This window comes from Sporosarcina saromensis, assembly GCF_033253735.1.
In the GTDB taxonomy this organism is placed as follows: Bacteria; Bacillota; Bacilli; order Bacillales_A; family Planococcaceae; genus Sporosarcina; species Sporosarcina saromensis.
On record NZ_JAUBDI010000002.1, the window covers coordinates 43,586 to 62,863 of the forward strand.

Below are 19,278 nucleotides of genomic sequence, written 5' to 3' on the forward strand. Positions count from 1 at the left end.
AATTAAAACTCCGCAAGTTCACGTGCTGCTTTCTCAACTTTGTCCGGATTAACCATGAAGAATTTCTCCATAGTCGGCGCATATGGCATCGCGGGAATATCCGGTCCTGCTAAACGTTTAATCGGTGCATCAAGCTCGAACAAGCAATTTTCTGCGATAATAGCAGACACTTCACTCATAATGCTGCCTTCCAAGTTGTCTTCTGTTACTAATAATACTTTGCCCGTTTTAGAAGCAGCTTCAATGATCGCTTCTTTATCCAACGGGTAAACAGTTCGTAAATCTAGAATGTGTGCTGTGATGCCATCTTCAGCAAGTCTTTCTGCCGCTTGTAATGCGAAATGGACACAAAGACCATATGTGATAATCGTTAGATCGTCACCTTCACGTTTAACATCTGCTTTTCCGATTGGCAATACATACTCTTCTTCAGGCACTTCCCCTTTAATTAACCGATACGCACGTTTATGTTCAAAGAAAAGAACAGGATCGTCGTCACGGATTGCTGCTTTTAACAACCCTTTCGCATCATACGGTGTAGATGGGATGACAATTTTCAGACCCGGTGTACTCGCAAACATCGATTCAACGGATTGGGAGTGATAAAGTGCACCGTGAATTCCACCGCCAAACGGCGCACGGATTACAATCGGACATGACCAGTCATTGTTCGAACGATAACGGATTTTCGCAGCTTCCGAAACGATTTGGTTCACAGCAGGCATGATGAAATCAGCGAATTGCATTTCAGCGATTGGACGCATTCCATACATCGCAGCTCCAATACCGACTCCAGCAATTGCAGACTCTGCTAACGGAGTATCGAGTGCACGGTATTCGCCGAACTGATCGTATAAGCCAGTAGTCGCCTTAAAGACGCCACCTTTGCGACCGACGTCTTCTCCAAGAACGAAGACATTTTCATCACGTTCCATTTCTTCTTTCATCGCAAGTGTAATTGCATCGATGTACGATAAAACAGCCATTATTCGTTCCCCCCATCCTCTTTATACACATGACGGAGTGCATATTCCGGCTCTGCGTAAGGAGCTTTCTCTGCATATTCAGTCGCTTCGTTGACGATGGACATAATACGTTTTTCTAATTCAGTTTCATATGCCTCATCCATAAGTCCTGCTTCTTTTAAGTACGCTGCAAATTTAGGGATTGGGTCCAGTTTCTTTTCGGTTTCCAATTCCTCTGCATCGCGGTATAAACGATGATCATCATCCGAAGAGTGTGCTGTCAATCGGTAGCATACTGCTTCGACGAGACTCGGCCCTTCACCGCTTCGCGCACGATCAGCTGCCTCTTTTACAACTCGATATACTTCAAGTGGGTCTGTTCCATCTACTGTGACGCCCGGCATACCATAGCCGACTGCACGATCAGAAACGTTTTCACATGCCAACTGTTTCTCGAGTGGTACGGAAATTGCATATTTATTGTTCTCTACCATGACGACTGTCGGTAACTTGTGAACACCTGCAAAGTTCATCCCTTCATGGAAATCCCCTTGGTTGGAAGACCCTTCACCTAATGTGACAAATGTGATGAAATCTTCTTTCTTCATCTTCGCTGCCAGTGCCACACCAACTGCATGCGGTAATTGTGTCGTTACAGGAGAAGAACCCGTCAAAATCCGATTTTTCTGTTGACCGAAATGCCCTGGCATTTGTCGACCACCTGAGTTTGGATCTTCTGCTTTCGCAAAAGCCGATAACATTAAATCTCTCGGTGTCATTCCAAAATGTAAAACAACGCCCATATCACGGTAATACGGTGCAATCCAATCTTTTTCTTTATTTAACGCATAAGCAGCTCCGGCTTGAGCCGCTTCTTGACCTTGACAGGAAATAACGAACGGAATTTTCCCAGCACGGTTTAACAACCACATACGCTCATCCAATCGACGCGCCATAACCATTGTTTCATAAATTTCTAATACGTCCTCTTTCGTCAATCCTAGTTCTTCGTGACGCAGATTTGCCATTATAGAATCCCCCTTCTACTCTTAAATTCAATTGTTCATATGCTTTCGGATTACATGTGAATGGCTTTACCGTCAACCGCTAAGGACGCTTCACCAATGACTTCAGATAAGGATGGATGCGGGTGAATAGTAGACGCCACTTCCCAAGGCGTTGCGTCTAGCACCATTGCAAGACCAGCTTCTGAAATTAAATCCGTTACGTGTGCACCAATCATATGAACACCTAACAAGTCATCCGATTGTTTATCGGCAATCACTTTTACAAACCCATCAGCATTACCATTTACAAGCGCTTTACCGATTGCGGCAAACGGGAATTTTGCTACTTTCACGTCATATCCTTGCTCTTTCGCTTGTTTTTCTGTCAAACCAACGCTTGAAGCTTCTGGACTTGAATAGATACAACGCGCGATAGTTGTATAATTTATCGGTTCAACGTTATTACCTGCAATATGTTCCACAGCAGTAATTCCTTCGTGGGAGGCGACGTGTGCTAATTGCAGACCACCGATACAGTCACCAATTGCATAAATGTGACTCTCTTTCGTCTGGAAAGTCGTTTTTGTCTGTATATAACCATTTTCGATTTGAATCTCCGTGTTTTCAATGCCAATGCCTTCTGTGTTTGCCTGTCTTCCTACCGAAACTAACATTTTTTCTGCTGTAAATTGTGTAGTTTCACCAGATACATCTGCAGCAATGGAAATGGAATCCTTGGACTTCTCCAATGAATCCGGCAACACTTTTGCACCTGTTACAAATGTAATCCCTTTTTTACTCAATAGCTTCTTCATTTCCTTAGAAATGTCTTCATCCTCTGTTGGGAGAATGCGGTCTGCGTATTCAACGACTGTTACTTCTACACCGAAATCATTTAACATGGATGCCCATTCAATTCCGATGACGCCGCCACCAACAATGAGCATTGACGTAGGCAACTCGGTCATTCGTAACGCTCCATCAGATGAAAGGATTTGTTGTTCATCCAACTCAAGACCCGGTAGTGTACGTGGTCTTGAACCTGTCGCGATAATCAAGTTTTTCAAAATAAGCATTTCATTTTCTTCGCCATTATTCATTTCCACTGAAATGGTTCCTGGCATTGGTGAAAAGATTGACGGTCCTAGCATTCTTCCATGTCCTTCATAGACATCAATTTTACCTTTTTTCATAAGGGCTGTAACACCTTTATGTAACTGGCTGACAATCTCGTCTTTCCTAGCTTGCACTCTTGAGAAGTTCAACGTCGTTCCTGTTGTATCTACGCCAAAATGCGTCGCTTCGTTTTTAGTCATTTGATAGACTTCAGCGCTCTTCAGTAATGCTTTACTAGGAATGCATCCTCTATGCAAGCAAGTGCCTCCAAGTAGATCTTTTTCAACTAGTGCTGTTTTTAAGCCTAATTGGGCTGCTCGGATGGCGGCAACATAACCACCAGTCCCTCCGCCTAATATCACTACATCGTATTCTTGTGCCATTCTTTACACGGCCTCCTTCAACTATCCTTTTACCCAGGATACGTTTTTGCGTTTTCTTCACCTTGCAATACTCGTAAAGCACCTTCAGCTAATGCTTTTAGTTCATCTTCTCCAGGGTACACCGTAACATCCGCAATCCACCGAACTTTGGATGCAATCATTTCGACATATTGTTTTCCGTATGCAAGACCACCCGTCAAGATGATTCCATCGACTTTTCCGCCCAGTACGACTGCAGCACTACCGATTTCCTTCGCAACTTGGTACGCCATCGCTTCGTAAATAAGCGCAGCGTCTTCGTCACCTTTTTCGATACGCTTTTCAACTGTGACGGCATCATTCGTCCCTAAATAGCCGACAAGACCACCTTGACCAACTAATTTTGCCATAATTTCATGGCGATAGTACTTACCGGAATAACACAGTTCTACTAATTCTCCTGCTGGAACCGTTCCAGCACGCTCAGGACTGAAAGGACCATCGCCGTGCAAACCATTGTTCACATCAATCACTTTTCCACCGGAATGGGCACCTACTGTGATCCCACCACCCATATGTGTAACGATGAGATTTAACTGATCATAGTTTTTACCAACTTGTTTCGCATATCTTCTCGCAACTGCTTTTTGATTCAATGCATGAAATATCGATTTCCTTTGGATGAGGGAGAAGCCGGACACCCTTGCGACTGCCTGCAATTCATCGACGACGACAGGATCGACGATAAAAGCTTGAACACCTAGAGATGAAGCGATTTCACTTGCCAGGATGCCGCCTAAATTAGAGGCATGTTGCCCAGCGTACCCTTTCTTCAAGTCAGTGAGCATCGCCTCATTCACTTCATACGTTCCTCCTGAGATTGGACGGAGCAGTCCACCTCGCCCACAAACAGCTTGCAATTCCGTTAATGCAACCCCACCCTCTTGTAAGCTTCTGAGAATTGCATCTTTACGGAAACTATATTGGTCAATAATTGAAGCATATTGTGCAAGTTCCTCGTTAGTGTGTCTGATGGTCTGTTCAAGTACTAATTGTTCATTGTTGTAGACACCTATTTTCGTTGATGTTGAGCCTGGATTGATGACAAGGATTGTATAACTGTTTTCTTGCACAATAATTCCCCCAATGATGTTAGCGTTGCTATTATTTCTTTTGAGTCAAAACACTTTTTTCATTTTGTAAAAACTGGCTACGTGACTTCGCTACCCGAGCAATTCGTTCCTCAGCTAAACGATCCGCTGCAACATAAGATGGGATATTGTCACGTTTTGAAATCGCGAAGATTTTTTCAATCGTATCGTAAATTCCAGCAACACGTTTTAGCGCACGTTCACTATTGTAACCCGCTAGCTCATCTGCGACATTAATAACACCACCAGAGTTAATAACGTAATCAGGCGCATAGACGATGCCCATTTCGTGAATCAAATCTCCATGTTCCGGGTTTTTCAATTGGTTGTTTGCTGAACCTGCAATGACTTTCGCTTTTAATTGTGGAATCGTTTCGTCATTAATAATTGCACCTAATGCACATGGTGCAAAAATGTCTACATCTTGCGAATAAATTTCGTCTGTTTCAACTGCAGTTGCGCCAAACGCATCTACTGCACGTTGCACAGCTTCCTTATTAATATCCGTTACGATCAATTTCGCGCCTGCTTCATGTAAATACTCACAGAGTGTATACGCTACATTTCCTACACCTTGAACAGCAACGACTTTACCTTCAAGAGAATCTGTTCCGAATGCTTCTTTTGCAGCTGCTTGCATGCCTTTAAATACTCCGAATGCAGTTACAGGGGATGGGTTGCCTGAAGAACCGAATTCAGCTGATACGCCTGTTACATAATCTGTTTCCAAATGGATTAAATCCATGTCCGCTTCTGTTGTACCAACATCTTCAGCAGTAATATAACGTCCGTTCAACCCTTCAATGAAACGGCCGAATGCACGGAACATTTCATCGTTCTTATCGGTTCTCGGATCTCCAATTATAACCGTCTTTCCTCCACCAAGATTTAGACCAGCTGCAGCATTTTTATATGTCATACCTTTCGCAAGACGAAGTGCATCTTCAATCGCTTCTTCTTCACTTGCATATGTCCACATGCGAGTACCACCTAAAGCAGGTCCTAATGTCGTATCGTGAATGGCAATAATCGCCTTTAACCCCGATGTTTTATCTTGACAGATGACTAATTGTTCGTAATCGTGTTTCTCCATATAGTTGAAAATTTCCATGAGTAATATCCTCCTTCGGTTTGCCCGATGTTATTGTTTTGATGTTTGGATTGCAAGTGCTAACGAATACAATTTACTTTCCGCACTGTCCGATCTGGACGTGAGGACAATTGGCGCTTTAGCACCTTGTATGATACCGCCTACTTTTGCGTTGGCGAAATACATCAATGATTTATACAAAATATTCCCTGCTTCGATTGAAGGCACAAGTAAGATGTCCGCCTTACCTGCCGTATCGCTTGTTATGCCTTTATGTTTTGCAGAGTCGATGGACACTGCATTATCGAGAGCTAACGGTCCATCCACGATGCAATCCGTTATTTGGCCACGATTGTTCATCACGACGAGTGCAGCGGCATCCATCGTCGGCGTCATTTTTGGATTGACTGTTTCAATTGCAGCTAAAGGTGCTACAATTGGCAAGGTTACGCCACAAGCACGTGCTGCAACGACAGCATTTTGAATGATTTGTGCTTTCTCTTCTAGCGTAGGAGCAATGTTCATGCCTGCATCTGTCACGAACAATAACCGCTCATACCCCGTCACTTCAAAAGCAGCTACATGTGACAATACTTTACCGGTCCGCAGCCCGTAGTCACCATTCAATACAGCTTTCAACAGTGTAGCAGTCGGTACGTTCCCTTTCATTAACACATGTGCTTGCCCGCTCGATACAGCTCGCACTGCTTTTTCCGCAGCGTCTTTCTTCGAGTTGCTATGAACGATCTGGATGGCTGGATGACGGACAAGTTCAGGAAATTCCTTGTTGATCATCGTATGTAAATGGTCTTCGTCATCTATTAAGATAAACGAAGCAATCCCTCTCATCATCGCCATTTCAACAGCAGCAAGTACTTCCTTATCTGCTGCACATGCTACGGATACAATGCGTGTACCGGATGTAGCTGTTTCATCGACTAACGCTTCAAGTGTTTTCATCAGTTGCCTCCTTGTCATTAGATGAGTTTGTATTTCTCTAGTTTGTAGTATAAGGAACGCAACGAGATTCCTAAACGATTTGCTGTCAGTGATTTATTGCCATCATGTTCTTCCAATGCCTTCTCCAAAACGGATCGTTCGTATTCATCCATTATGGATGCGAGCGTGCTCTTCTCAGGTAATACAGGCTCTCCCGTTTTCTCACCATTTGTGGAAAGTGATCTTTTAATGTCTGTGTCATGGATTTTTGTTGTGCCGGGTTTCATATAAATCATCGCTCGACTAAGAACATTTTCCAATTCACGTACATTTCCTGGCCAATCGTATTGTTGTAAACTGTCCAAGGCTTCTTCCGTTAATGTCTCCACATTCATGCCAAACTCTTGGTTCAACTTGACTAACAAGTGTTTTGCAATAGCGGGAATATCAGACTTTCTCGTACGAAGAGGTGGAATTTGGATGGATAGACGATTTAAAAAATAATAGAGCTCCATATTAAAGGTTTCATCATTTATGGCCTTTTCCAAATTCTTTGAAGTTGCGACAATGATTCGTGCTTTCTTCGTTCCCGTCAATTCGTCGGGTGACAAAGGAATACTCGTTTCTTGTAAGTAGTCAAGCAGTTTTGTTTGGGTACTGATCGGCAAATCAGTCACTTCATCTAGAAAAAGCGTCCCATCAGCTGCTTCCTCCAACAATCCAATTCGTCGGTTTTTCAAACTTTCATGCTGCGCTTCCCCGAACAGTTCTCTTTCCATAATGGAAGGATCGATTGCACTGCAGTTCAGTCGAATGAATTTGTGTGCTTTCCGCTCACTGCCACTATGAATTGCATTTGCAAACAATTCTTTGCCAGTACCCGGTTCCCCCCTCAACATAACAGGAATGACCGTTTTTGCTGCTATTTCAGCTTGGTCGATCGCAATTGAAATATTCATCGACGTGCCTCGGATATCCGAAAATGAATACGTCGCCTCCAGCTTACGGATGATTTGACGAGCCCAATCCAATTCTTTCATCAAGCTCCGCATTTCTGTAATATCGTGGATGACGCCGATACTTCCCTTCATTTGCTTGTCAACGATAATCGGTGCGACATTGACGATAACATCTCGGTTGTCTTCTCCAATGCGCATATTGACACCACGAACCGGTTGCTGTGTTTGGAGTACCTTCATATGGATACTTTCGCCTTCATTAATATCCACAGTCGCTGGTTTACCGATCACTTCGTCTTCTGTAAGTCCTGTAATTCGTGTATACGCAGGGTTGACCATAATGCCATTGCCTTTTTCGTCTACGACAGAAATGGCATCGTCACTTGAATGGATAATCGCTTCAAGCATCGTTTTAATGGATTTCAAATCGGTAATTTCTTCGGCCAACTGAACAACTTCCGACACATCTTTAAACACCGCAAAAGCTCCGAATGCTTCTCCCTCGGCAGTTAACAATGGGTACCTAGAACTGACAATTTCCAGCCCATTCGGCAGCACGAGTTCAATGTTTAGCTCAGGCTTACCTGTTTTGAAAACTTTCGGCAAATTACTTTCAGGGATAATCGTGTGAATAGGCTTTCCTAATGCATAACTATCAGAAACTTCTAACATCATGCAAGCGCTTTCATTAATAAAATCAATTGTCCCGTGACGATCGACCCCGATCATCCCTTCATCGATTGAATTAAAAATAAGGCGTTGGCGATCCATTTGCGTTTGCATACTTCTAATGAACCGATCATTTTCGTTCAACAAACCAACCAAAAGATTTGCAACTGACCCCGGGATAAGTAAAGTGCTCGGTTGAACACTTGCTAATAACGCATTGAAAACCGCATCATCCCCTGTGACATCAAAAACGATGTCAATGTCATCTACCATGAATTCTTTCCAATCCGTGCCGTATGAAATTCCTTTTTCTTTTGCAATACGCAGTCCAGGTGCTTGCTCGTCTTTGTCAATAATTGCTTTTACTTTCATGAAATCTAAATTCAAGAGGAGATTCAGAATGATTGTACCACCAGAACCCGCTCCTACGATGAGAACATTTTGCAAGGATATTCAATCTCCTTTTTGCAGCATGCAATCTTTTGCAAATCTATTTCTATCATACACGACTGCGCCTGTCTTGACAATATTTCATGAGCAGGTAAAATTAAAAACAGTAAGGAGATTGATAATATGGCACGTATGGCAGCGTTTATTGTTCTTTTAATCCCTATATTGATCACGGCTGGTGGCATTAAATTAATGCGTGATTCCATATTTGGCATTCAATTCAGTCTGTTCCCTTTCATTTGGCTTCAGTTTACGGTAGGTTTTCTGATGTTTGGTGCAGGGCTATGGTTTTTTGCAGGATTTCTATTACGCAGAGATCGTAGAAAAGGGCGAGTACAAGAACGATTGAAATAAAACTTTTCTTCATAGGTAAAGGGCTATCGGATATTCCGATAGCCCTTTACCTATGTCCTCAAGAAAATCGTTGCGGGAAATCTGTAATCCATCCAACAACTGCTGCAGAGGGAGATTGTACAAACGGCTCGTTCCCCGTTACACCATAAACCCGTAAGCGCTTTCCACTCGCTTCCAGCTTACTCAAAAAAGGTTCCTTGTACAATCTTTTATGAAAGTGAAAGCCATCTGCAAACGTATACCTGTGTAATGAATCCCAATCTGTCGTTTTCTTTCGAAGAAGTAACGCGGTCTCCATTTGAGGATGCAATGTCTTAATTTGTTGAATGAGTGTTTCGTCAAACGAAGAAATATGTACGTTATCCAACAAACCTGCCATGTCAATGATCTCCTCTAAAATTGAACAATTCTCTGCAACAGAGGCTTTTAGTTCAATGTTGAGTGCCAATTGATTGATTGCACAAAAAGAGATTGCTTCCCGTAATGTTGGAATTGGATGCCCGAATAGAGAGCGGATAAATCGCTTTCCGACTCGAATGTTTTGCAATTCACTCGCGTACATGTCGGAAACTTTACGTCGAATACCCGCAACACGTACCAAATCCTCATCGTGCACAACAACCGGGACACCGTCTGCTGTCACTTGCACATCGAGTTCGATTCCATCTGCACGTTGTTGCACTGCTGCACTAAACGCAGATAACGTGTTTTCAAATCGGCTACCTGAGGCTCCTCTATGTGCAAACACAAGCCGTCTAGACATGTAACACCTGGTCAATCACTTCAAATGTTCCCATAGTCGTTGACGTAATTGTTCTTGACAGTCGACCGATTTGAATGACGACACCCGCGTGAGCCTCTTTAGCTATATGAATTCGTGGTGGTTCTGCGACCTTTATTTTACGAAGTCCCATTTGAATGTCTTGGTCTAGTTCGAACATTTTACTTCTACTTGCATCTAGCGTTGCTCTTAACTTTGCATAGACATTTGCCTGCTCACCGAGTAACTGGTTACCGCTAAGTTGATCGATTTTAGCCAATTGTTCTTCGAGGGTTGAAACAGTTGTCTGTAAATCTTTTAATTCTTGCGCCATCTGTTGGATGTCTTCGTAAATTCGATCTTTGTCAATCCCTTTTGCAATTAAGTGCGTCAAGCGTTCATGTACATTTCCGGCATATGCGGATTCGATACTAAAAAGTGCTTCGATTCGGCCACCAATGATTTTCCCGCGATTTTTATCCACTAAAACGTGATCAGCGACTACTTCGGATCCGAGTATATATAAACCTACGTACAGATTTTTTGCATAGATTTTGCAATTGTTTGCGTGCTTAATGAACAGATCACCACTTGCTTCGATTAAGGACATATCTCCACCGAACGCGCCGCCTTTAATATAAATATCACCTTCTGACGAGCAAATTTCTTTTGCATTCGTTACGCCTTCGTTTCCTTCAATCGATATATCTCCTGTTGCTTTAACTGAGTAGCCCGCCAAAACTGTTCCATATATTGTGACAGCACCTTCAAAGGTGATCGAACCGGTTTCTGGACCTACATCCCCATTGATGATCAGCTCGCGACTGACACTCACAACATCGTCATCTATGAATTCTAGTGCGCCCCCGAACATTGCACGAAGAACAGTTTTACCATCCTCGTCTACTTCAATGACAGCTTTCCGATCATATAGTAATTTTGCGTCCGTTCCTCTTAACGCTGCAATTTCCACACCGAAAATATCTCTTCCTGGTATTCCCTCTTGTGGAGGAATTTTTTCACCTAACCAATCACCTTCTTGCACATGAGTCACAAAGTTCATTTCATAATAATCCGCTATCCCATCTTCACGAATGACCGGTTTTCTTTCAGGTCGCGCAATATAGGTAATTTTCGCATCTTGCCCTTTAACAGGGTCTTGCCCGACAGCTGCAACAATAGGTGTGCAAGGGTAAATAGCAGATTCGGCTAAATTCGTTCTTCCAAAAACGATTCCATATTCATCAAGTGCTTTCTCGGCTTGGCTAATTAAACGCGCCTTCTCATTTTCCAACTGACTAGACGTCACATTAAAGAGTACATCGGCACGCATTTTGTTTTGGCTTACTTGAATATCTATAATCGGTAAATAGTAACCGATTTTATGTTTTTCCCCTACTTCCATAAGCGCTTTGCGCAATTCTGGGAACGAACTGATTTTTATTCGTGGATGCTGATTTGTTATCAATTCAAAAGACTTTAACGGGAATCCGATTTTTTGTAAGTCAATGAACACTTCTTCTCCCTCGATATATAAAGTGAAAAAATCATTTTCAACTAACATAGTTGGACACCTCTTTAATTCAAGCTATTCTAACCATTATAGTACGTTGGGGCATGTTTTAATAGTTGATAAATGAAAATTTTCGTCATTACACTGCAAAACAAAAAAAACGCCCCCTTCTACTTTCGTAAAAGAATGCGTGGATTGTACTAGAATCGATTTGTATGAATGCAAGATTAATTGTTTAAGAAAATTAGCTTACTAGATGTTCCAATCGTATTTTGTCCGCAATCATTGCAATGAATTCGCTATTTGTAGGTTTGCTTTTCAGGTGATGGACAGTATAACCAAATGTTTTAGAAATTACGTCATAATTCCCTCTGTTCCATGCCACTTCAATTGCATGACGAATTGCTCGTTCTACACGAGATGGCGTAGTTTTATATTTATCGGCAATATCGGGATAGAGCACTTTTGTAACTGAACCGAGTAATTCAACATCCATATAAACCATTTGAATGGCTTCCCGCAAAAACGCGTACCCTTTAATATGAGCCGGAACACCAATCTCCTTAATGATGGAAGTGATTGTTGTATCTAAAGCACGTTGTGTTAATGCAGGGTCTTGTTCACTTGGTTGTTGAAGAGTTGGTTTCACTTGCTTTTGCGCGCCGACGACTTGGAATATTTGAGAAACTAGCCGATCAAACTCAAATGGCTTCAACATGAAGTAAGAAGCACCAAGTCCTCCAGCTTGTGCCATTACGTCTTCTTGACCAAATGCAGTTAGCATAATGATATGCATATCAGCAAAATCAGGATTTCCTTTAATGGTGTCTAGAACTGCGATTCCATCAAGGTGAGGCATAATAATATCGAGAAGCAGGACATCCGGTTTTTTGTCCTCGAGCATCGTTAAACAGACCTTCCCATTATGTGCATTCCAAATCACTTCAAGCTCTTCATGCTGATCAAAATAAACATTCATCGTTTTTACGAGTTCCTTATTGTCATCTGCTATTGCAACTTTCAATTTCCCCATCCCTTTTTCCCCCTACTCATTTTTCATCCATGGCAAAACGTCTTGTTCCATTATTTGCATGAATTTAGTTTGCTGTAAAGGAAAAATTCGACAAACAAATAGATTATCCTCTTATTTCTTTAAAAATAGACCTTCCGTACGATGGTTTCGCTAATTTTCGACCGAAATTTATAAAAAAGGCCAATCCACGCAGGATTGACCTTTTTTTGTAGCCATTGTTCATGTAACACTTACTTATTTTTTTCCCCACTTCTCATCGTTACTAAAAACAACCCTGCACCTTTCGTCGGTTCATCCACAAACATGTGTGTGACTGCACCGACAAATTTTCCTTCTTGGATAACAGGACTTCCACTCATTCCTTGTAAAATGCCACCCGTTGTTTTCAGCAATTCGGGGTCCGTTAATACAAAATGAAATTGTTCGTCTTCAATTTGCGTTATCCGGATGGAGAACGTTTCGACATCGGTCCCTTTTACAGTTGTAAAAATCTCTGCGTCCCCTGTTTGTAATTCGGATGGTTGCATAATATCGAGTGGTTTCGCTAACACTTTCTTATAAGCATCATTCCAGATGCCGAAAATCCCATAAATCCCATTCGTTTGAATGGTGCCTAAATAGTCTTCATCAGCAATGATGGTGGAAATTTTATAACCCGGGGTTCCTGGAGTACTTTTCTTAATTTGTTCAATTTCAGAGAGGTAAATTGCGCCGTGTCTAAAGGTAGGTGGAGATTTCAAAGAACTGTCCACGATTTGATGGCCGAGCGCACCATACGTCCCTTTTTTTGGATCGACGTAAGTTAACGTACCTGTCCCTTCTGTCCGGTCTTTCAAGAAGGGTAAAAGGCGTTTTACGGCTTCTTGGTCTGCTGAAATTTCAAGTGTCGAATCGTGTCGCTTCACTTTCAACACATTTTGCTTTGATGTAGCTGTTGCCATAACGGATTCAAAATCCTTCAGATTACTTATGACAGCATCATCAATTTGTTCGACAGCATCTCCGGCCCGTAACCAATTATCGCCATTCAATAGCACATCGTTCGTGACAAACACACCCGACAATTCCATTTGAATCCCTATGGAGTGCCCCATCGGTATCACTTGTTCACTTGCCAATGCTGATGTTTCATGATGGAACGGGAGAAAAAACAAAATCGCAGCGAACGAAACGGACAACTTGACTCGTTTACTCCATCCCATGGTTCACCTCCTCGGCTGAAAGATACTATTGGTATGTCCTTTCAAACCGAACTTATGAAAGGTTAAATAAAGAAAAAACGCATACAAAAGTATGCGCCACCGATTCCAGTTAATCCGTTAACGAAATTGCTCTTTTCTTTCTTCTGCCATTGTCAATAACTCTTCGGCATGTTGAAGTGTTAGCGCAGTAATTTCTGCACCAGAAAGCATTCTTGACAGCTCTTTCGTCCTGTCAAGATCCACAATTTCGGTTACAGCTGTCGTTGTACGGTTACCTTTTACATCTTTGGAAATGAAGAAATGATGATCTGCCATCGCCGCAACTTGTGGTAAATGGGAAATGCACAATACTTGCGAATGTGTAGCAATCATTGCGATTTTGTCCGCTATTGCTTGTGCGACTCGTCCACTCACACCTGTATCCACTTCATCAAAAATGATGGAAGTAATACCTTGATGTTTTGAAAAGATTGTTTTTAACGCTAACATAATCCTTGAAAGTTCGCCACCTGAAGCAATTCGCACTAACGGCTTTAGCGGTTCCCCGACATTTGTAGAGATGAGGAACGCAATATCATCAAAACCACTCGCATCAAAATTACCCGCACTTTTTCGTTCAATGGAGACATGAAAAGTCGATTTGGCCATATGCAATTCGGTCAGCTGTGTCATAATTGCTTCCTCTAATCGCACTGCCGCTTCTCGTCGAATCATCGATAGCTCATTCGCTTCAACTTCCAAATCCTTCTTTAACTGTTCTAATTTTTCTTCCTCTGCATGTATCCGTTCGTCACGATTCAACAACTGATCAAGCTCATCCGCAATTTTTTCGCGATAAATAACAATGTCTTCGATTGTCTTGCCGTATTTTCTTTTTAATGCATTAAGCATTGCTAACCTATTTTCCACTTCATCCAAGCGTAAAGGGTCGAATTCCATTTCATCAATTAGACTCTTAATCTCGTGTGCAGTATCTTGCAATGCATAGAAACTAGTAGAAACCGTTTCTGCGTGAGCAGCAAGTTGTTTATCAATCGAAGCGGCATCTTCCAAATCACTCATTGCAGAGCCAACCCAATCCAGCGCATGATTGTCTCCACTTATTGACTCGTATGCTGTATGTAACCTTTCGAACAACCGATTAAAATGTTGCAGTTTCAACTTCTCTTCTTCCAACTCTTCTTCTTCATCAATTCTTAAAGAAGCAGCATCAATTTCTTGCAACTGGAAAGAATACAAGTCAATACGCTGGGCAATTTGTTGTTCGTTTTGAGAAGTTGCTGCCAGCTTCTTTTTTAATCTACTGTACCGATCGAAAACATCCATGTAGTTCGCATGTGCTTCGGCAAGTGGTTGTCCGGCGAATTGATCAAGTAAATGGATATGTCGTTTTTCCTGCATTAGTTCTTGATTATCATGTTGCCCATGAATGTCAATTAATTGTGAACCAATTTCACGTAACGTCGCGATGGTGACAAGTTTACCATTTACTCTGCAAGTCGTTTTTCCGTTTGAATTTATATCCCGTCGTAAAATAATGCTCCCGTCTTCTGCGTCAATCCCAAACTCCCTCATCTTTTCAAAAACAGGGTGATCTTCCGCTTCTACGGTGAACATTCCTTCCAACTCCGCTTTTTTTGCACCATGCCGTATGAATTCTTGAGAGCCTCTGCCACCTGCGAGAAGTTGCACAGCGTCAATGATAATCGACTTACCTGCACCTGTTTCACCTGTCAAAACCGTAAGCCCTTCATCAAAAGGGACTTCAAGATGTTCGATGATGGCAAAGTTATGGATGGCAATTTCATTTAGCATGTAGGATGCATCTCCTTTGTCGAAAGTACCGTTAAAGTAACGCTAATAGTCTTGATTTGACCTCTTCTGTTAGTGCTTCTTCCCGACAGATGATCATACATGTATCATCTCCGCAAATCGTCCCAAGCATTTCTTCCCAACCGAGATTATCGACAAGTGAACCTACAGCGTGTGCGTTACCCGGGAGTGTTTTTAAGATGATAAAATGACTTGCACTATCCACACTAACAAAAGCATCTGTCAGCATGCGCCGAAGTTTCTCTTCTGTATTGTATTTTTGGACGGTCGGCAAACTATATTTGTATCTTCCATCTTGAACAGGCACCTTAATGAGGTGCAATTCCTTTATATCCCTAGAGACTGTCGCTTGCGTCACGTCAACGCCTGCACGTTTTAGTTTATCGACAAGTTGATCTTGCGTTTCAATTTCTTCGTTAGAAATTATGTCACGAATTCTTAGATGCCTCTGCCCCTTGTTCATGAATATCACTCCAATGCAAAGTTGTTTATGTTAGGTGGTTATAAGCTTCATGCAATAACTTTTCAAAATCGTCGGTCGTGAATCCATTCACAGGGGTGGATTCAGATTTCAAGTGATAGAGGAACTCAATATTCCCTTCTCCCCCTGTAACAGGGGAAAAAGAAATACCGGTTAAGGAAAATCCATTCGCGATTGCAGCATCGGCTATTTTTTGCAATACTTCCAAATGCACAGACTTTTCCCTGACAATGCCCTTTTTCCCTACTTTTTCTTTTCCTGCTTCAAACTGAGGCTTCACGAGCGCAACCACATCTCCACCGGGTAGTAGAATCGTTTTTAATGGTGGAAGTATTAGAGTCAATGATATGAAAGAAACGTCGATTGTCGCAACATGTGGCAAACCGTTCGTAAACAATGCGGGTGTCGCATGTCTGAAGTTCGTTTTCTCCATAACAGTGACCCGTTCGTCACTCCTGATTTTCCAAGCGAGCTGGTTCGTTCCCACATCAAGTGCATAGCAATGCTCCGCGCCGTTCTGTAACGCACAATCGGTAAATCCGCCTGTAGAAGAGCCGATGTCCAATACTATTTTGCCTGTCACGTCCAATTCGAAGACTTCTAGTGCTTTCTCAAGTTTTAAACCACCACGACTCACATATTTCAAAGCGGAACCTTTCACATGCAATGGTGCGTCCACTTTAACCTTTTCTCCTGGTTTGTCCATTCGTGTTTCAGCCGAGTATACAAGGCCAGCCATGATAGACCGTTTCGCTTGCTCTCTCGTTTCAACGAGTCCTCTTTGGACAAGTAAAATATCAACTCGTTCTTTTTGTTGCCCGTTCGTCATATCTTTTCCCTTTTTCTCACAAGCGTATTTTCGACAGCTTTTTCCATCGTCGCTACGATCGCTTCCGCAGTAACGTCAATTTCCTCTAACAGTTTATCTACACTTCCGTGTTCAATATATTCATCAGGAATTCCAATGCGATCGATGGAACCAGTTGTTGCCTTCGTATCGTGGGCATATTCAATGACCGAACTGCCAAATCCACCAGCTAACACTGCCTCTTCGACCGTCACAATTGGTTTACCTGCCACAAACAAAAGATCCAACATATCCGTATCTAGCGGTTTAATGAAACGAGCATTTACAACTTTCACAGAGATTCCTTTGCTAGAGAGCTTTTCAGCTGCTTCCAACGCCATCGGAATAGTCGTTCCAAAAGTTAAGATTGTTCCATCGGTACCTTCACTCAAAACTTCCCACGTACCAATTGGAATCGGTTTAAGCTGTTCATCCATTTTAACGCCTAATCCATTCCCTCTTGGATAACGCATTGCAATCGGCCCTTCATTGTAGTCAATAGCCGTTTTCACCATATGTTGGCCTTCATTTTCATCTTTAGGCATCATGATCACAAGATTCGGCAAGTGTCTTAAAAATGCAATATCGAATACACCTTGATGTGTCTCACCATCTGCACCGACAAGCCCAGCACGGTCGATGCCAATGAAAACATTTAACTTTTGCCTCGTAATATCATGTAGCATTTGATCGTATGCGCGTTGGAGGAACGTTGAGTAAATCGCTAAAAACGGTTTCATCCCTTGTGTCGCTAAGCCACCTGCCATCGTAGCAGCATGTTGCTCAGCAATCCCGACATCAAAGAAGCGTTCAGGAAATTCTTCAGCAAAGGACTCCAGTTTCGAACCAACCGGCATTGCAGGTGTAATGGCCGCAATCCGTTTGTCCTCTCTCGCTAATTTCCTTACCGTTTCTGCAACTAGTCCACTCCAAGACGGCGCTGTTGTTGGCGATTTCACAAAATCACCCGTTTCGATCTTGTAAGGTCCAGTTCCATGCCAAGTTCCCTTCTTATCTTCTTCAGCAGGTTGGTAACCTTTCCCCTTTTTCGTGATGACATGAAGCAACACTGGCCCTTCCATCTTTTTCGCATATAAAAGGTTACGTTCAAGATCTGCGAAATCATGTCCATCAATTGGCCCTAAATACGTAAATCCGAGCTCCTCAAAAAACACCCCTGATACGAGCAAGTACTTTAAACTGTCTTTCACTCGCTCAGCAGCAGCCGCTACTTTTCCACCAACCGCAGGGATTTTCTTCAGAATATATTCCAACTCGTCTTTTGCACTGTTGTATTTGCCTGCAGTACGCAATTTGCCTAGAACCGTATGCAAAGCTCCTACGTTTGGCGCAATTGACATCTCATTATCATTTAACACAACGATCATATTCGTTTTCAAATGACCAATATGATTGAGTGCTTCTAATGCCATACCACCCGTTAAGGCACCATCGCCAATTACCGGAATGACATAATTGGATTTGCCTTGCATATCTCTTGCAGCAGCCATTCCCATCGCAGCAGAAAGAGATGTCGAACTGTGTCCGGTTTCCCACACATCGTGTTCACTTTCAGCCATTTTAGGGAATCCGCTCAACCCTTTATATTGTCGAAGTGTCCCAAACTGGTTTGCTCTACCTGTTAGGATTTTATGCACATACGCTTGATGACCGACGTCCCATATAAATTTGTCTTCAGGGCTATGAAACAGTTTGTGCATCATGATTGTCAGTTCGACTACACCTAGATTCGGTCCAATGTGCCCACCTGTCGAAGCAAGGTTTTCAATTAGAAACTTTCGTATTTCCTTCGCTAATTCCGTCAATTGCTCTTTATTCATCTTTTTCAAAAAGGACGGATTGGTTATTTGATTCAGATCCATAACGATCACACACCTTTGTAAATTGATTGCCTCTGTTAGTAAGTAATTGTATTCATTATAACAAGAAGGCCTTCCAATAGAAACTTTCAACATTGTTCTGTTGATTAACCACGTATTTACAAGTTGACTTCTTCGAACCCATTGGCTTGCGTTCCGGCGCACGCTTTCCGCGGGGCACGGGTGAGCCAATCGAACAACGAAGAGTTCGATTTGCCGTATTTCTGCGTACTTTGCTGAAATTAAGGCATCCTTGCTCCCAACGCTACGCTTTTGCTCGCAAAAGCCGTTCTGCGTGACGGCTTTCCCTCCGGGGTCTCAATCGTGCTATTCCCCCGCTGGAGTCGGCGCCTGCACTCCAGCCAATTAGTTTGTGACAGGACTTTATTTACCACACACATTAGAAGATGCTCATCAGGATTGGAGTTCAAGACGGGCGAAGTGCTAAGATGTTCTCTCAACACTCCACTTTTTGTTCGCAAAAGCCGTTCTTCGTTACTGCACTTCCTGCGAGAACAGCACTAGCTGAAAACCCTTGAGCGAGCGAAACGACAGAATAAATTGCTGTTTTAGTTTCTGTAAAAGCACAGAAATACGACAAAGCTCAACTTACACAGTTCGCTTGGCTGAAGTGGTGCCCGCGGAACGCATCCATCTGGACGAAAAA

16 protein-coding genes are annotated in these 19,278 nt (G+C 42.5%); 1 reads left to right on the plus strand and 15 read right to left on the minus strand.

The window, feature by feature from the left end; genetic code table 11:
* Positions 1 to 2: 2 nt before the first annotated feature.
* Genes QT711_RS02830 through QT711_RS02860 form a run of 7 tightly spaced genes read right to left on the minus strand, consistent with a single transcriptional unit; the run spans position 3 to position 8,705 of the window.
* The gene (locus QT711_RS02830; RefSeq protein ID WP_317941998.1) at positions 3 to 986 is read right to left on the minus strand and encodes an alpha-ketoacid dehydrogenase subunit beta; all 984 of its coding nucleotides are present in this window, start codon (positions 984 to 986) and stop codon (positions 3 to 5) included.
* Positions 986 to 1,993, minus strand: a complete 1,008-nt coding sequence (locus tag QT711_RS02835) for a thiamine pyrophosphate-dependent dehydrogenase E1 component subunit alpha (RefSeq protein ID WP_317941999.1) — start codon at positions 1,991 to 1,993, stop codon at positions 986 to 988. Before QT711_RS02835 ends, QT711_RS02830 begins: the two co-directional genes overlap by 1 nt.
* Positions 1,994 to 2,043: 50 nt before the next feature.
* The gene (lpdA, locus tag QT711_RS02840; RefSeq protein ID WP_317942000.1) at positions 2,044 to 3,471 is read right to left on the minus strand and encodes a dihydrolipoyl dehydrogenase; all 1,428 of its coding nucleotides are present in this window, start codon (positions 3,469 to 3,471) and stop codon (positions 2,044 to 2,046) included.
* A gap of 29 nt (positions 3,472 to 3,500) precedes the next feature.
* A complete protein-coding gene (buk, locus tag QT711_RS02845; RefSeq protein WP_317942001.1) occupies positions 3,501 to 4,583 on the minus strand; it encodes a butyrate kinase in 1,083 nt (360 codons plus the stop codon).
* A gap of 31 nt (positions 4,584 to 4,614) precedes the next feature.
* On the minus strand, positions 4,615 to 5,712 hold the full coding sequence (locus QT711_RS02850) for a Leu/Phe/Val dehydrogenase (protein ID WP_317942002.1): 1,098 nt from the start codon (positions 5,710 to 5,712) through the stop codon (positions 4,615 to 4,617).
* A gap of 30 nt (positions 5,713 to 5,742) precedes the next feature.
* Entirely contained in the window at positions 5,743 to 6,651 is a 909-nt protein-coding gene (gene yqiS, locus QT711_RS02855; RefSeq protein ID WP_317942003.1) for a phosphate butyryltransferase, read from the minus strand.
* 17 nt (positions 6,652 to 6,668) lie between these two features.
* The gene (locus QT711_RS02860; RefSeq protein ID WP_317942004.1) at positions 6,669 to 8,705 is read right to left on the minus strand and encodes a sigma 54-interacting transcriptional regulator; all 2,037 of its coding nucleotides are present in this window, start codon (positions 8,703 to 8,705) and stop codon (positions 6,669 to 6,671) included.
* Between the two features lie 126 nt (positions 8,706 to 8,831).
* Here QT711_RS02860 and QT711_RS02865 point away from each other — a divergent pair, with 126 nt between their 5' ends.
* The gene (locus QT711_RS02865; RefSeq protein WP_317942005.1) at positions 8,832 to 9,062 is read left to right on the plus strand and encodes a DUF2627 domain-containing protein; all 231 of its coding nucleotides are present in this window, start codon (positions 8,832 to 8,834) and stop codon (positions 9,060 to 9,062) included.
* Positions 9,063 to 9,120: 58 nt separating this feature from the next.
* Here the strand turns inward: QT711_RS02865 and QT711_RS02870 are convergent, their stop codons facing one another.
* The 8 genes from QT711_RS02870 to dxs form a co-directional block, all read right to left on the minus strand.
* The gene (locus QT711_RS02870) at positions 9,121 to 9,825 is read right to left on the minus strand and encodes a glycerophosphodiester phosphodiesterase (RefSeq protein ID WP_317942006.1); all 705 of its coding nucleotides are present in this window, start codon (positions 9,823 to 9,825) and stop codon (positions 9,121 to 9,123) included.
* On the minus strand, positions 9,818 to 11,386 hold the full coding sequence (locus tag QT711_RS02875) for a FapA family protein (protein ID WP_317942007.1): 1,569 nt from the start codon (positions 11,384 to 11,386) through the stop codon (positions 9,818 to 9,820). Before QT711_RS02875 ends, QT711_RS02870 begins: the two co-directional genes overlap by 8 nt.
* Positions 11,387 to 11,579: 193 nt before the next feature.
* Complete coding sequence (gene spo0A / locus QT711_RS02880) at positions 11,580 to 12,368, minus strand: sporulation transcription factor Spo0A (RefSeq protein WP_317942008.1); 789 nt, start codon at positions 12,366 to 12,368, stop codon at positions 11,580 to 11,582.
* A 230-nt stretch (positions 12,369 to 12,598) separates the two neighbouring features.
* On the minus strand, positions 12,599 to 13,570 hold the full coding sequence (locus tag QT711_RS02885; protein WP_317942009.1) for a SpoIVB peptidase S55 domain-containing protein: 972 nt from the start codon (positions 13,568 to 13,570) through the stop codon (positions 12,599 to 12,601).
* Positions 13,571 to 13,687: 117 nt separating this feature from the next.
* Entirely contained in the window at positions 13,688 to 15,385 is a 1,698-nt protein-coding gene (gene recN, locus QT711_RS02890) for a DNA repair protein RecN (protein WP_317942010.1), read from the minus strand.
* A gap of 31 nt (positions 15,386 to 15,416) precedes the next feature.
* Positions 15,417 to 15,866 carry a transcriptional regulator AhrC/ArgR gene (ahrC, locus tag QT711_RS02895; protein WP_317942011.1) on the minus strand — a complete coding sequence of 150 codons (450 nt, stop codon included), beginning with the start codon at positions 15,864 to 15,866 and terminating at the stop codon, positions 15,417 to 15,419.
* Between the two features lie 25 nt (positions 15,867 to 15,891).
* Positions 15,892 to 16,713: a TlyA family RNA methyltransferase gene (locus QT711_RS02900; RefSeq protein ID WP_317942012.1), complete on the minus strand. Its 822-nt coding sequence runs from the start codon at positions 16,711 to 16,713 to the stop codon at positions 15,892 to 15,894.
* Positions 16,710 to 18,614: a 1-deoxy-D-xylulose-5-phosphate synthase gene (gene dxs / locus QT711_RS02905; protein WP_317942013.1), complete on the minus strand. Its 1,905-nt coding sequence runs from the start codon at positions 18,612 to 18,614 to the stop codon at positions 16,710 to 16,712. Before dxs ends, QT711_RS02900 begins: the two co-directional genes overlap by 4 nt.
* Between the last annotated feature and the right edge of the window lie 664 nt (positions 18,615 to 19,278).